General features: G+C 32.0%; 13 protein-coding genes. All 13 read left to right on the top strand.

The features are described 5' to 3' along the window. Positions 1-67: 67 nt before the first annotated feature. Positions 68-337: a 30S ribosomal protein S15 gene (gene rpsO, locus LQ694_RS05845; RefSeq protein ID WP_025905354.1), complete on the top strand. Its 270-nt coding sequence runs from the start codon at positions 68-70 to the stop codon at positions 335-337. A gap of 120 nt (positions 338-457) precedes the next feature. Further along, positions 458-2,572, top strand: a complete 2,115-nt coding sequence (gene pnp / locus LQ694_RS05840) for a polyribonucleotide nucleotidyltransferase (RefSeq protein WP_058611065.1) — start codon at positions 458-460, stop codon at positions 2,570-2,572. A 440-nt stretch (positions 2,573-3,012) separates the two neighbouring features. Next, the gene (locus LQ694_RS05835; RefSeq protein WP_058611064.1) at positions 3,013-4,233 is read left to right on the top strand and encodes a M16 family metallopeptidase; all 1,221 of its coding nucleotides are present in this window, start codon (positions 3,013-3,015) and stop codon (positions 4,231-4,233) included. A gap of 143 nt (positions 4,234-4,376) precedes the next feature. Then, on the top strand, positions 4,377-6,050 hold the full coding sequence (gene rnjB / locus LQ694_RS05830) for a ribonuclease J2 (protein ID WP_048542615.1): 1,674 nt from the start codon (positions 4,377-4,379) through the stop codon (positions 6,048-6,050). 209 nt (positions 6,051-6,259) lie between these two features. Then, the gene (locus LQ694_RS05825) at positions 6,260-8,551 is read left to right on the top strand and encodes a DNA translocase FtsK (protein ID WP_058611063.1); all 2,292 of its coding nucleotides are present in this window, start codon (positions 6,260-6,262) and stop codon (positions 8,549-8,551) included. 9 nt (positions 8,552-8,560) lie between these two features. Beyond that, complete coding sequence (locus LQ694_RS05820) at positions 8,561-9,274, top strand: GntR family transcriptional regulator (protein ID WP_048542619.1); 714 nt, start codon at positions 8,561-8,563, stop codon at positions 9,272-9,274. A 77-nt stretch (positions 9,275-9,351) separates the two neighbouring features. Further along, on the top strand, positions 9,352-10,626 hold the full coding sequence (yfmF, locus tag LQ694_RS05815) for an EF-P 5-aminopentanol modification-associated protein YfmF (RefSeq protein WP_204253507.1): 1,275 nt from the start codon (positions 9,352-9,354) through the stop codon (positions 10,624-10,626). After that, positions 10,619-11,908, top strand: a complete 1,290-nt coding sequence (yfmH, locus tag LQ694_RS05810; protein WP_239771852.1) for an EF-P 5-aminopentanol modification-associated protein YfmH — start codon at positions 10,619-10,621, stop codon at positions 11,906-11,908. The genes yfmF and yfmH overlap by 8 nt, the downstream gene beginning before the upstream one ends. Beyond that, positions 11,901-12,605 carry an elongation factor P 5-aminopentanone reductase gene (gene ymfI / locus LQ694_RS05805; protein WP_065381123.1) on the top strand — a complete coding sequence of 235 codons (705 nt, stop codon included), beginning with the start codon at positions 11,901-11,903 and terminating at the stop codon, positions 12,603-12,605. Before yfmH ends, ymfI begins: the two co-directional genes overlap by 8 nt. Before the next feature lie 16 nt (positions 12,606-12,621). Then, the gene (locus LQ694_RS05800; RefSeq protein ID WP_025905363.1) at positions 12,622-13,437 is read left to right on the top strand and encodes a YmfK family protein; all 816 of its coding nucleotides are present in this window, start codon (positions 12,622-12,624) and stop codon (positions 13,435-13,437) included. Positions 13,438-13,457: 20 nt separating this feature from the next. Next, positions 13,458-13,853 carry a helix-turn-helix domain-containing protein gene (locus LQ694_RS05795; protein WP_058611059.1) on the top strand — a complete coding sequence of 132 codons (396 nt, stop codon included), beginning with the start codon at positions 13,458-13,460 and terminating at the stop codon, positions 13,851-13,853. Positions 13,854-13,917: 64 nt separating this feature from the next. Then, positions 13,918-14,499, top strand: a complete 582-nt coding sequence (pgsA, locus tag LQ694_RS05790; protein ID WP_037587820.1) for a CDP-diacylglycerol--glycerol-3-phosphate 3-phosphatidyltransferase — start codon at positions 13,918-13,920, stop codon at positions 14,497-14,499. Between the two features lie 57 nt (positions 14,500-14,556). Further along, positions 14,557-15,705, top strand: a complete 1,149-nt coding sequence (locus LQ694_RS05785) for a CinA family nicotinamide mononucleotide deamidase-related protein (protein WP_096791364.1) — start codon at positions 14,557-14,559, stop codon at positions 15,703-15,705. Positions 15,706-15,833: the final 128 nt, after the last annotated feature.

Here is a 15,833-nt window from a genome sequence, read left to right as displayed (position 1 = left end):
TGGCTTATCGACACTCCGACGATCAGCTCAGGTTTATGGTGAATACAATTATAGGAGGGAATTGACAATGGCAATTTCACAAGAAAGAAAAAACGAACTAATCGAACAATACCGCGTACATGAAACTGATACTGGTTCTCCAGAAGTACAAATCGCAGTTTTAACAGCAGAAATCACTGCTTTAAACGAACATTTACGTACTCACAAGAAAGACCATCATTCACGTCGTGGATTATTAAAAATGGTTGGTCGTCGTAAACATTTATTAACATATTTACGTGAAAATGATGTTCAACGTTACCGTGATTTAATTAAATCATTAGGATTACGTCGCTAATCGTAATTTCAATCGAAGGAAATCAATTAGATTTCTTTCGATTTTTTTATAAATAAATATAAAAAATATGTGTATAATGGTATGATATAAGAGATTAAGTGTATGAGAGGAGATTCATAAATGTCTCAAGAGAAGAAAGTCTTTAAGACAGAATGGGCAGGAAGTCCATTAATAATTGAAACGGGCCAATTAGCAAAACAAGCTAATGGTGCAGTATTAGTAAGATATGGGGATACAGTTGTATTATCAACAGCAACTGCATCAAAAGAACCTAGAAATGTAGACTTTTTCCCATTAATGGTTAACTATGAAGAAAAAATGTATGCAGCAGGAAAAATTCCTGGTGGCTTTAATAAACGTGAAGGTAGACCTGGTGAAGATGCTACTTTAACAAGTAGATTAATTGATAGACCAATTCGTCCATTATTCCCTAAAGGATACAGACATGATGTTCAAGTTATTTCTATCGTAATGAGTGTTGATCCAAACTGTTCACCAGAAATGGCAGCAATGATTGGTTCTTCAATGGCATTATCTGTATCAGATATTCCATTTGAAAGACCAATTGCAGGTGTGAACGTAGGTTTAGTAGATGGTGAATTTGTTATCAATCCTAATGTTGAACAAAGAGAAGTTTCTTTATTAGATTTACAAGTAGCGGGTCATAAAGATGCGATTAACATGGTTGAAGCTGGTGCTAAAGAAGTAACAGAAGAAACAATGTTAAATGCTATTTTATTTGGTCATAAAGAAATTCAAAGATTAGTTGAATTCCAAGAAGCTATTATTGAAGATATTCAACCTGAAAAAGCTGAATTTATACCAGTTGAAATTGAAGCTTCATTTGAAGAAACAGTTCGTGCTAAAGCAGAAGCTTTAGATATTATTTCAGCAATCAGAACTGAAGAAAAACAACAAAGAGATATTAATATTTCTGCAGTTAAAGAAGAAGTTCTAAATGACTTTACTAACGAAGAAGATCCAGATAACGAAGAAGTCCTTAAAGATGTAAGTAAAGTATTAGATGCACTTGTAAAAGAAGAAGTGCGTCGCTTAATTACTGAAGATAAAGTAAGACCAGATGGACGTAATCCTGAAGAAATTAGACCATTATCTTCTGAAGTTGGATTATTACCAAGAGCTCATGGTTCAGGTTTATTTACACGTGGACAAACTCAAGCATTTTCAGTTGCGACTCTAGGTGCATTAGGTGAACATCAAATCATTGATGGTCTAGGTACAGAAGAACAAAAACGTTACATGCATCATTATAATTTCCCTAACTTCTCAGTTGGTGAAACAGGACCAGTGAGAGCGCCAGGACGTCGTGAAATTGGTCATGGTGCATTAGGTGAACGTGCTTTACTACAAGTCATTCCAGATGAAAAAGAATTCCCTTATACAATAAGAGTAGTTTCAGAAGTACTTGAATCAAATGGTTCATCATCACAAGCTTCAATTTGTGGTTCAACTTTAGCTTTAATGGATGCAGGTGTACCAATTAAAGCACCAGTTGCAGGTATTGCAATGGGCTTGATTACTAAAGATGATAACTACACAATTTTATCTGATATTCAAGGTATGGAAGATGCACTAGGTGATATGGACTTTAAAGTTGCAGGTACAGAAAAAGGTATCACTGCTATTCAAATGGACATTAAAATCGATGGTTTAAGTGAACAAATCTTAAAAGAAGCACTTGAGCAAGCAAGAATTGGTAGATTATATATCTTAAATCATATGCTTGAAACATTAAGAGAACCTAGAGAAGAACTTAGCCAATATGCACCTAAAATTGAAATTATGCATATTAAACCAGATAAAATTAGAGATGTTATTGGACCTGGTGGTAAGAAAATCAATGAAATTATTGATGAAACAGGTGTTAAATTAGACATCGAACAAGACGGTACAGTATTTATTGGATCTAAAGATAAAGAAATGATCGACCGTGCTAGACAAATTATTGAAGATATTACAAGAGAAGCTGAAGTCGGTGCAATTTATATGGCAACAGTTAAACGTATCGAAAAATTCGGTGCATTTGTAGAAATCTTCCCAGGTAAAGATGCACTTGTTCATATTTCTCAATTCTCTAACGAACGAGTTAACAAAGTTGAAGATGTAGCTAAAATCGGCGACCAATTCTTAGTAAAAGTAACTGAAATTGACCGTCAAGGACGCGTAAATGCATCACGTAAAGTGTTGTTAAACGAAGAAAAAGAACAAAAATAATAAATGAAATGATTCAGATAGGGACATTGACAATCATTAAAATCTGAAATTTAAAGTGTCAACAAAGTCATAGATTTTGTTGGCATTTTTTATGAGTAAGTAGAATAAGAAGTTACATGATACTTGTTAGTAGGTGTATGAATAGGATACCGTTATAAGCAGTTCTGGCCAAAGGTGCAAATACTGATACCGTTATTAGCAGTTCTGACTAAAAGTGCAAATAATGCGATCGTACATGTACATAATACTTCTCAGTACTTATAACACGAAAGGTTTTAATTTAATGATTGCTTCATATAAAATACTTTTATAACCGATACGCCTGAGGGAATCGTACAAGTCGAAGACTACAGGCTGAGACTGTAAGAGGTTATGAAAGTATATATGTCTACTAATAGAGGGACATTGACGTGTCCCTATTTATTTTGAGGTGAATAAATATGGCTGATTTACAACGACTGAATAATGGAACGACAGTGATTTTTGAAGAAGTCCCAAACAGTGAAACAATTAGTGTAGGTGTTTATGTCAATACTGGAACGGGTGACGAAGGTGATTATCCTGAAGGTATTGCTCATTTTATGGAACACATGCTGTTTAAAGGTAGTGAAAACTATACAAGACAGCAATTATCAAACGAATTTGATAAAATTGGTGGCTATAACAATGCATATACAACAAAAATGTATACTTGTTATTTCTGTAAAACATTAAAAAGATTTGAACATAAAGCAATTGATTTACTTATAGATATGGTTAAAAATCCGCTATTTCTTGAAGAAGAAATTGTTCGTGAGAAAAAAGTTATTTTAGAAGAAATTAAAATGATTGAAGATACACCAGAAGAGTGGTTAATGGATAAATTAGAACATGAAATTTATAAAGACCAACCATTAGGACGAATGATCCTTGGTACGCCTGATAGTGTCAATCAAATTGATAGAGATACATTAGTTGATTTCCATAAAAAATATTATCAAAGTAATCGTTTAATTGTTTCAGTTGCAGGTGCCTATAGCGAATCTATGAAAGAAACATTGCTTAAGCAATTATCTGATGGGGGTGAAATACCACTTGATCAACAAGAACAAAGCATGACTTTTATTGAGAAGAAAGAAACATATTATAAAAACGAGCTAGAGCAAACGCATTTTATGAGAAGTTATGATGCACCAAGCTATAATGACGAATACTATTATGCAACCAATATATTGAACACGATTTTGGGCGAAACAATGAGCTCTAAATTGTTCCAAGTTCTAAGAGAAGAACATGGATTATGTTATAATGTTTACTCAGATTTCCAAAGTTTTCACAATGATGGCTTGCTGACAATTTATGTAGCAACTGATAAAGAAAATGTTGATGCATCTAGTGAACTTATTACTGAAGTGCTCGAGTCATTATTAAATGACGGTATCACACAGAATGAATTAGACGATGCTAAAAGCCATATTATCACAAGCTTTTTAATGGCATCTGAATCTAACCAGAATAAAATGACGAGAAATGCACGTTCAATCATGTTTCACAATGAATTAATTACGAATGAGCAGTTCGAGCACGAAATTAATCAAATACAATTAGCAGATATTAAATCAGCTACGAAAAGATTACTAGATGCACCTTATTCTGAGTTTATTTTGACAGAGAAATCATAAAGTTATGACCTGATATAAAAATTATTGTCTTCCTTAATTTAAAATATGTATAAGACTGTTGTATGTGCTTGTATAATCGATTATATAAATGGTATGATTAAATAAATATATTATGGACGGGACTACATTTAGGAGGAACAATTTTGAGTTTAATAAAAAAGAAAAATGATAAAATTCGTATCATACCACTCGGTGGTGTAGGAGAAATTGCAAAAAACATGTATATCGTTGAAGTGGACGAAGAAATGTTCATGTTAGACGCTGGTTTAATGTTTCCAGAAGACGAGATGTTAGGTGTAGACGTTGTTATACCAGACATACAATATGTTATAGAGAATAAAGATAAACTTAAAGGTATCTTTTTATCACACGGACATGAAGATTCTATCGGTGCAGTAAGTTATATACTTGAAAAGCTTGATGCACCAGTATACGGATCAAGATTGACGATTGCATTAGTTAAAGATCACATGAAAGCAAGAAAAATCAATAAAAAAGTACGTTATTATACAGTAAATAAAGATTCAGTCATGAGATTTAAAAACGTTAACGTGACATTCTTTAATACGACGCATTCAATACCAGATAGTTTAGGTGTATGTATCCATACATCATATGGTTCAATCGTTTATACTGGAGAATTTAAATTCGACCAAAGTTTACAAGGTGCTTATGCACCAGATATCGCTAAGATGACTGAAATCGGTCAAAATGGCGTATTTGCGTTGATTAGTGATTCAACAGAAGCGGAAAAGCCAGGCTATAACGTTCCTGAAAATGTAATCGAAAGTCATATGGTTGATGAATTTGCAAAAGCAAATGGACGCATTATCGTTTCATGTTATGCATCTAACTTTATTCGTATTCAACAAGTACTGAATGCGGCTAGTAAATTAAACCGCAAAGTTTCATTCTTAGGACGTTCGTTAGAAAGTTCTTTCAATGTTGCACGTAAATTAGGATACTTTAATATTCCAGAAAATCTTTTAGTACCCGTGCATGACATTAGTAAATATCCTAAAAATGAATTAATTATTATTGCTACAGGTATGCAAGGTGAACCAATTGAAGCATTAGGTCAAATGGCTCAACAAAGACATCCTATTTTAAACATTCTAGAAGGCGATAATGTTTACATTTCTACAACAGCTTCTGCTAATATGGAAGTGATTATTGGTCAGACTTTAAATGAATTAGTTAAAGCTGGCGCACACATTATGCCTAATAACAAAAAAACACATGCATCTAGTCATGGTTGTATGGAAGAACTTAAAATGATGCTTAATTTAATGAAACCTGAATACTTTATTCCAGTACAAGGTGAATTTAAAATGCAAATCGCACATGCGAAATTAGCAGCCGAAACAGGCGTAGACCCTGAGAAAATTTTCTTACTAGAAAAAGGTGACGTTGTTAATTTTGATGGCGAAAAAATGATTGCTAATGAAAAAGTTACAGCTGGTAACGTATTAATTGACGGTATCGGTGTTGGAGACGTAGGTAATATTGTTTTGAGAGACAGACACTTATTAGCTGAAGATGGTATATTTATAGCTGTTGTAACTTTAGATCCTAAAAATAGAAAAATCGTTGGTGGACCTGAAATTCAATCACGTGGATTCGTTTATGTTAGAGAAAGTGAAGAGTTATTAAACGACGCTTCAGAAAAAGTCCGTGAAATTGTTGAAGAAGGTTTACTTCAAAAGAAAATTGAATGGTCTGAAATGAAACAAAATATGCGTGATAAACTCGGTAAGTATCTATATGAACAAACGAAACGTCGCCCGATGATTATTCCAATTATTTCAGAAATCTAATGAATTGTTTTATGGATGATTTTTAACAGTCAAGAGATGAGATTAAATTCTATATCAATACAATGGGTTTTTCCATCTCGGCAAAGATGAACAAATAATGTGTCATACACGCTATACGTTCATTAACTGCCTACATACTATATGAGGCTGAGACATCTATTTATGTCCCAGCCTCTTTTTGCATTATAGATAAGGAGGCTATTTCAAAAATGGTACAAAAGAAGAAGCCAGCAACACGTAAAAGAAAAACAACACGTGGCAAGAAAAAGCAAAAAGATAATACATTAAAATATGTCATACAGATGATTGTGTTGTTTTTACTCGTGTTAGGTATTTTTCAATTAGGATTTATAGGTTTAATGATTGATAGCTTCTTTCATTTCTTATTTGGATTCTCAAAATATTTCACCTATATACTGATAGCGATTATTTCACTATTAATAACAGTGAACGGCAAATTAAAATTCACAAGAAGAGTAAACGGATTGCTCGTCTTTCAAGTAGCATTGCTATTCATAATGCAGTTAGTATTATATTTCAAAGATCCATCGTTTAATACGTTTAAGACAACCTTGAGTGAAACATATTCAAGTTTAGAACGAAATGCATTTTACTTTAACGGTGGTGGTTATATTGGTTATTATGCATTTAATGTCATAAGCAAGCTTATTTCCGTCTTTGGATATAGTTTATTAACGATACTCGTTTTACTATCTAGTGTTATTTTAATCATGAAGAAAAGACATCGTGATATTACTAAATCAGCATTTGATATGGCGCAAAGTAAAACTAAATCAAAAATGACAAATCTTGAACAAAAAAGAGAAGAAAAAGCGAAAGCTAAACAACTAGAAAAAGAAAAGCGTCAAAAAGAGCAGCCTAAAGACGTTTCACATTTAGAAGAAGTTGAACCAGTTCAAGAATTTTCTAAAATTGACAAACAACAAACTAATGAAGAAATTCCAATCTTTGAATCACAAGAAAAGTTAGCATCCAAAAGAACACAACAACCTAAACAACCCGTTCAACAAGATCATGATAATCATGAATCTGAAATGAATGAGTCAACAATAGATGAAACTGAGAACTTAAATTATAAATTACCACCGATTACAATTTTAAATGATCCACCTAAATCTCAATCAGTTTCGAAAAAGACCGTTCAAGAAAAAGGGAAACTACTTGAAGCTACATTAAGAAACTTTAATGTCGATGCGAAAGTGACTCAAATTAGGATTGGACCAGCTGTTACTCAATACGAAGTACAGCCAGCTCAAGGTGTGAAAGTAAACAAAATCGTTAATTTAAGTAATGATATTGCACTGAATTTAGCAGCAAAAGACATTAGAATTGAAGCACCTATTCCAGGTAAGTCTGCAGTTGGAATTGAAGTGCCTAATGAACATATTTCAATGGTAACGCTGAAAGAAGTACTGAATGAGGCAAAACCAACATCAAATAAACTTGAAGTTGCATTAGGAAGAGATATTTCAGGTGAACCAATTACAGCAGAATTAAACAAATTACCTCACTTACTCGTAGCAGGTGCTACAGGGAGTGGTAAATCTGTTTGTATTAATGGTATTATCACAAGTATATTAATGAATGCTAAACCACATGAAGTAAAATTAATGCTTATTGACCCTAAGATGGTTGAATTAAATGTGTATAACGGGATACCACATTTGTTAACACCTGTTGTTACAAATCCTCAAAAGGCAAATCAAGCATTACAAAAAATTGTATCCGAAATGGAAAAAAGATATGACTTGTTCCAACACGTTGGTGCAAGAAATATTGAAGGATATAATCAATTTATTGAACGTACAAATCAAGAAATGGAAGAAAAACAAGCGCAATTACCTTATATTGTCGTCATTGTTGATGAACTTGCTGACTTAATGATGGTTGCTGGTAAAGATGTTGAATCATCCATTATGAGAATCGCACAACTTGCACGTGCAGCAGGTATACACTTAATTATTGCGACACAAAGACCATCCGTTGATGTTATAACAGGTAGTATTAAAGCTAATATACCTTCTAGAATTGCGTTTGCAGTAAGCTCTGCAACAGATTCTAGAACAATTTTAGATAGTGGTGGTGCTGAAAAATTACTAGGTAGAGGTGATATGCTATTCTTATCTAGAGACTCTTCAAAACCAACAAGAATACAAGGTGCATTTCTTTCTGATGGTGAAGTTGAATCAGTTGTTCAACATGTTGTTGGAGAACAAACAGCGAACTATGTTAAAGAGATGGAACCTGACGAACCGACAGAAGCCAATGAAATGGAAAGTGAAGATGCTTTATACAAAGAGGCATATTTATTTGTTGTAGAAGAACAAAAAGCAAGTGCGAGTTTATTACAAAGAAGATTTAGAATAGGTTATAATAGGGCATCTAGGTTAATGGATGATTTGGAAAGTAATGGTGTTATTGGTCCTCAATCAGGTAGTAAACCTAGACAAGTATTGGTTGATATTTATCAAGACGAATAGGGGGATATTATGTCTACAAATGCAAGTACAAATTTCGTTAAAAATTGGATATTAGAAAAAATTCAAACAGCTGAACTTAAACCGGGAGATGCTATTCCGAATGAGTTTGAAATTAAAAAGTTGTTAAATATAAATTATGATGAAATCGAAAAAGCCATACATGAACTTGTCACGGAACAAATTTTATCTCAAAAAACAGGCGACGTAACAGTGGTAAAACCTACACAACCATATTATTATCCATTAGACGAATTAGTAAGTATTACAAAAATGATTGAAAAAAATGGTGAAGTTGCTGGAACAGAATTTATTAGTTTAGATGAAGAAGTTGCAACTTTAAAAGATATAGAAGTATTAAACTTAGAAAAAGATGCATCTATTTCGGTAATAGAAAGAGTACGTACAGCAAATGGTGAACCAGTCGTGTATTGTCTAGATAAAATTGCTACTGATTTATTTGCATGCAGTGACTATAGATCCAATTCATCTATTTTATCCGCAATTGAAAGTAAAGTAGAATTTAAAATTACACATGCTAATACATCTATAGAATCTATTAGTTATGAGCCGTATATTAGTGAAATATTGAACTCTGAGCCAGACGATGCAATGATGTTATTAACACAAGTTCATTATAACGAACATGGCACACCTGTACTTTATTCACTAAATTATTTTAAAAGCAGTCTTGTAAAGTTTCGAATTACAAGAAATAGGATATAATAATTATATTGAGAGAAACAAAGTAACAATTGTTGCTTTGTTTCTCTATATACATACATATAAGAGAGGTATCTATTATGATAACAACAGTACATATACAATTATCTTCAAATGACGTTTATGTGATACCAACTGAAAAATTTAAAACAACGACTATCGTTTTTAAATTTGTAGCACCTTTAAACAGTGAGACGATTACATCTAGGTCAATTTTAAGTAAATTAATTACACGTGTTACAAAACAATACCAAACTGATAAAGAAATGAATAATTTGCTTGCGGACTTATATGGTGCGCATTTATTTAGCTATGTCAATAAACAAGCTAATAATCATATCATGACAATTGGTATTGAAATCGTAAATGAAAAATATTTAAATAGTGAAATTCCACTATTTGAGCAAGCCGTTAAATTATTGCATGAAGTGATTTTTAATCCACTGATCGAAAATGACAAATTTAATGAAAAATACACGAAGCAAGAAAAATCATTACTACATAAAAAATTAACTGCAATTGAAGACAACAAATCTCAACGTGCATTTATTCAATTTATGAATCATATGTTTGAAGATGAGCCATATAAATATTTAGCATCTGGTCGACTAGAAGACATTGATAACGTAACACCTGAATCTTTAGTCAATACATACCATGATTTGTTACACGAGAATGCGATATCTACATATATTATTGGAAATGTTGAATTAGATGAAGTTAAATCATTGTGTCATGAATATTTTAATTTTGATCATAATAGTCAATTAGAAATCGAAACGACATTATTAAAAGATATTAAAGAAGTAAAAGAAATAGTAGATTATACAAAGATTGATCAAGCAAAATTAAATATGGGATATAGGTTCCCAATAACATTCCATTCTAAAGAATATTATTCGTTCTTAGTGTTAAATATGTTGCTAGGTGGAGATGCTTCTTCAATTTTATTTAGTGAAGTACGTGAAAAACAAAGTTTAGCCTATTCGATACATTCTCAAATCGATGCAAGAAATGGATTCTTATATATAGTTGGTGGCATCTCTAAAGATAAAGTACATGTCGCTAAAGAAACAATTTTAAATATTTTTAAAGAAATTCAACAAGGTGAAATTGAAACAGAGAGACTGACGTTAGCGAAGAAAGTCTTAATTTCACACGCACGAGAAATGTTTGATAAACAACGACAAATGATTGACTTATTGCATACACATGCGAGATATCAATCCGTTTATAACTATGATGATTGGATTAAAGAAATTGAATCTATCACAATTGAAGATATTAAAAAGACCGCACAACTTGGACAATTAGATACAATATATATACTGACTGAAGGTGATAACAATGCGTAATCAATATTATAAACAGATTGATGAAACTGTATTCGAAGATACTTTAGAAAATGGTTTAAAAGTAGTTGTCATTCCAAAAGCAGGGTTTTCAAAGACTTTTGTGACATACACAACACATTTCGGTTCTCTTGATCATACATTTAAGCCACATGGCAAAGATGATTTTGTGACTGTTCCGGACGGGGTAGCACATTTCTTAGAACATAAATTGTTCGAAAAAGAAGATGGCGATGTCTTTACAAGTTTTGCTGAAAATGATGCACAAGTTAATGCATTTACGACATTTGATAGAACAAGTTATTTATTTAGTGCGACTGGAAATGTGCACGATAATATTATTCGTTTATTAAAAATGATTGAAAGTCCGTATTTTACTGAGAAAACAGTAGAAAAAGAAAAAGGTATAATCGCTGAAGAAATTAAGATGTACCAAGAACAGCCTAATTATAAATTAATGTTCCAAACTTTAGGCGCACTCTATCATAATCATCCTGTACAAGTGGATATAGCAGGTTCAGTTGAAAGTATTTATGATATTACAGCTGAAGATTTATATTTATCATATGAAACTTTTTACCATCCAGCAAATATGGTGTTAATCATTGTTGGAGACGTCGATCCAGAAGAAACTATACAATTAGTACGCGAACATGAAGACAAAAGAAATATGCACGAAATGCCACCTATTACGAGAAAAGTAATAGACGAACCGACATCCGTCCATACACCATATGTCGAAACGAAAATGGACATTGTTCAAGAAAAATCAATGTTGGCATATAAGTTCAAGCCTAATACTATTTCTGATAAAGTACGCGTAAAAAATGATATGGAAATGATGATTGCTTTAGATTTAATGTTTGGTGAACAAACTGAATTTTATCAATCAAATTTAGAAAAAGAAGTGATTGATGATACGTTTGGTTATCAATTTGCTAACGAAATGACATATAGTTATTTAATTCTAGCTGTGACAACTGATTATCATAATGAATTTAAAGAAGCGATTAAAGCGGAACTTAAGAAATATATTGAAAATGGATTTGTACTTGAAGAGTTAGAAAGAGTGAGAAAACAAACTTTAAGGGAAATTGTATCGAGTTTAAATTCTCCAGAATATATTGCAAATCAATATACTAAATTCTATTTCGAAGGTGTAGAACTATTTGAACTTGTAAACATTTTAGAATCTATAACAGTAGAAAGTGTACAAGAAACATTGGCTTCATTAATAGACTTTGATCATGTAGTAGAAAGTCGTTTGGTGAAACAAAATGGCTAGAACATTCATTGTTGGTGGTAGTGGTGACATTGGATTATCGATTGTTGATGAATGTTTATCATTAGGTCATGAAGTGATACTGCATTATAATCGTTCTAATATTAAAGAACTCAAACAAAGATATGCCGGACAACCTGTTACTTTTCTACAATCCGATTTAACAAACAAAGCTAATTTACAATCTTTAACATCAATCAGAAATATTGATCAATTAATTTATGCAGCTGGGCAATCGTCATTTGGTGCGATACAAGATTTTACAGATCATGATATTGATGTTCAATATAACTTGAATGTATATGCACTCATAAAAATTGTTCAATTATTTGTTGATGATATTAGAAAGAGTGAAAATGGAAGAATAATCGTTATATCATCTATTTGGGGAGAGACTGGTGCGAGTTACGAAACAATTTATTCAACAATGAAAGCAGCTCAACTTGGTTTTGTTAAATCTTTAGCAAAAGAACTTGCTTTAACATCTATTACAGTAAATGCTATATGTCCAGGTGTCGTTCATGGTAAAATGACAGATGAACTTGATGAAATTACACAAACACAATTAAAAGATGAAATACCACAAGGTCGGTTTGTTCAAACTAAAGAAGTTGCGGCAACGGTGGGATATTTATTAAATCCGTTATCTCAAAGTGTGACCGGCCAAGTTCTACGTGTAAACGGAGGATGGTATATTTAATATTGGGGTGGATATTATGGAAGAAGTCATTAAAAAAGAATGGTACTTAGAATACGATATACAAGTAAATAGAGCAGGTTTATTAGGGGATATCTCTAGTTTGCTTGGTATTTTAGGTATTAATATCATTACGATAAATGGTGTCGATCAAGGTCGAAGAGGGTTACTCATTAAGACAGATGATATGAATAAAGTTAAACGCTTTGAAAATATTGTTAAAGAAATTGATGATATTACCATTAAAAAGTTACGTACACCAGGATTAAGAGATCGATTAGCGGTAAGACACGGTAGATATATTAAACGAGATGTTGATGACAAAAAAACCTTTAGATTCGAAAGAAAAGATTTAGGTTTATTAGTTGATTTTATGGCAGAACTTTTTAAAGAGAACCGTCATAAACTGATTGGTGTGAGAGGTATGCCAAGAGTAGGTAAAACAGAATCTGTTGTTGCCGCTAGTGTGTGTGCCCATAAAAAATGGTTGTTTATTAGTTCGACACTTATTAAGCAAACAGTAAGAAGCTCTTTATTAAAAGGTGAATATAGTGATGAAAATGTTTATATTATTGATGGTGCTGTAACATCTAAGCAAACTGATGAAAAGCATAAACAACTCGTTAGAGAAGTTATGAGTTTACCAACAATTAAAGTAGTAGAACATCCTGATCTATTTGTACAACGCTCTGAATATAGCCTTGAAGATTTTGATTATATTATTGAACTAAGAGAAACAGAAGACCAAGAAATTACATATGAGCAATTAAATAAAAATGATTTATTTACAAATGACAATATGGCATTTGGAGATGGATTTGGATTTTTTGAATAAATTGTTTGAGGTGAATATATTTGAAATATATTGGAGAAACGTTAAGAAGTAAAAGAGAACAATTAGGGATGACTTTAGTTGAACTTGAAGAAAAAACAAAGATACAAAGACCATTTTTAATGATGATTGAAAAGAATGAATTTGAAAATCTACCAAATCCGGATTATACAAGAGGTTTCATAACGAAATATGCTTCTGCAATCAATATGAGTGCACCAGAATTAATTGATAAACATCAAAGTGAGTTGCCTAAAACAGCACCTTCTGCTAAAGAAGCTTTTAGACAGCTTACGCAAGAAAAAAGAAGTCAAACTGAAATATCAGAGAATAAAATGGTAGCTAAACTCATAACACAAATGGTTACATTCTTTGGTGTATGCTTAATCGGTTGGATATTATTAATAATTATCATTTAATTATATATAGTATTGATTTATAATAGTATTATTATGCAGTTGTAAGAAAAGAAGGAGAACGAATATGAATATTCCTAATCAATTAACAGTATTACGTGTTATTTTAATACCTGTATTTGTTTTATTTTTACTTGTAGATTTTAATATGGGTGACATGCATTTCTTATTTGGACAAGAAATGAGAATAGAACAATTTATAGCTGGTATTATATTTATTTTAGCTTCTGTTACAGATTGGTTTGATGGCTATTTAGCGAGAAAATGGGAACTTGTTACAAACATGGGGAAATTTTTAGACCCTCTAGCTGATAAATTATTAGTAGCGAGTGCATTAATTGCATTGGTAGAGCTTGATAAAGTATCATCAGTTATTGCTATTATCATCATTGCTAGAGAATTTGCTGTAACAGGACTAAGATTACTTCAAATTGAACAAGGCTTTGTAAGTGCAGCTGGTCAATTAGGTAAAATTAAAACGGCTGTAACGATGGTCGCAATTGTATTTATCCTATTACAAGAACCATTCTCTACTTTATGGCAAATTAATCTTGGGCAATGGCTCATGTATATTGCTACTTTCTTTACAATTCTATCTGGTATAGAGTATTTTTATCATGGTAGAGATGTATTTAAAGGATCAAAATAATAACAACATTTAACCTACAACATTTCGTTTGTAGGTTTTTCTGTAGGAGGCAAAAATATGAAAGTTAGTATTTTAAGCGTAGGTACTGAAATTTTATTAGGACAAATTGCTAACACAAATGCACAGTTTATTTCAAAAGTACTTAATGAACTCGGTGCAAGTGTTATGAGACACGTTGCTGTAGGCGATAATCCTGGAAGATTAGAACGTACTTTTAAAGAAGAATTAGCGCATCATGACGTAGTGATTTTAACAGGTGGTTTAGGACCTACAAAAGATGATTTAACAAAACAAACTGTTGGTAAAGTATTAGGTAAATCATTAGAAACAAACCAACAAGCTATGGATCAAATCGAACAATATTTTAAAAATGAAAACCGTACGATGACACCTAATAATAGACAACAAGCACTTGTTATTGAAGGTAGTGAAGTACTGAAGAATGACTTTGGTATGGCACCAGGCATGTATTTAGAAGTGGATGACAAAAAAGTCGTATTATTACCTGGTCCGCCAAAAGAACTTCAACCAATGGTCAATCAATATCTTGTATCCTTCTTCTTAAATGAAGAACGTGTGATCTTTTCAGAGTCATTGAATTTCATGGGAATTGGTGAATCTAGCTTAGAAACAGAGTTGATTGACTTAATAGATAATCAATCCAATCCTACAATTGCACCACTTGCTGGTCAACATGAAGTATCACTCCGCATTACAGCTAATGCGAATACAAAACAACAAGCGATAGATTTAATCCAGCCTGTTAAAACAGAAATATTAAATAGAATCGGCGAATTTTATTACGGTAGTGATGATTTAACAGTTGAAGATGCTGTATTTAATGAATTAGACCAACCACTTGTTATATATGATGGCATTACAGATGGCGTATTAAATGCGCGACTTAAGCTTTCTAAAGACAGCAAACAATATTTAAAATCATATCTCTTACAAAATTCATGGACTGATGAAATGTTGAATATTAGTCAAGATGATTCAATTGAACAAATTGCTAATAAGTTAAAATCAACATTTAACGTAGAAAGTGTTATCGTTTTAAAACAAGATCATAAAGAATCAACAGTATATATTTCACATATGCAAAAAACGGAAAAATTTATTTCGTCATTAAGTCAATCATATGCTGGAAGACGTGATAGAATAAGCAATATAGCACTTATAAAGTTTTTGAACCAATTAAGGTAACTTGCAATAATTCATAAAATCGGTACTTATGTTCGCTTAATTTTTAAAAATGCGTACAAAAACACGAACAAATATTCGCTTTATGCTTGCAATTTAGAACAAAAGCATTTATAGTAATAATAGCTAAT

It is taken from the genome of Mammaliicoccus sp. P-M58, from assembly GCF_022386165.1.
Lineage (GTDB): Bacteria > Bacillota > Bacilli > Staphylococcales > Staphylococcaceae > Mammaliicoccus > Mammaliicoccus sciuri.
This window is presented reverse-complemented; position numbering and strand designations above follow the sequence as displayed.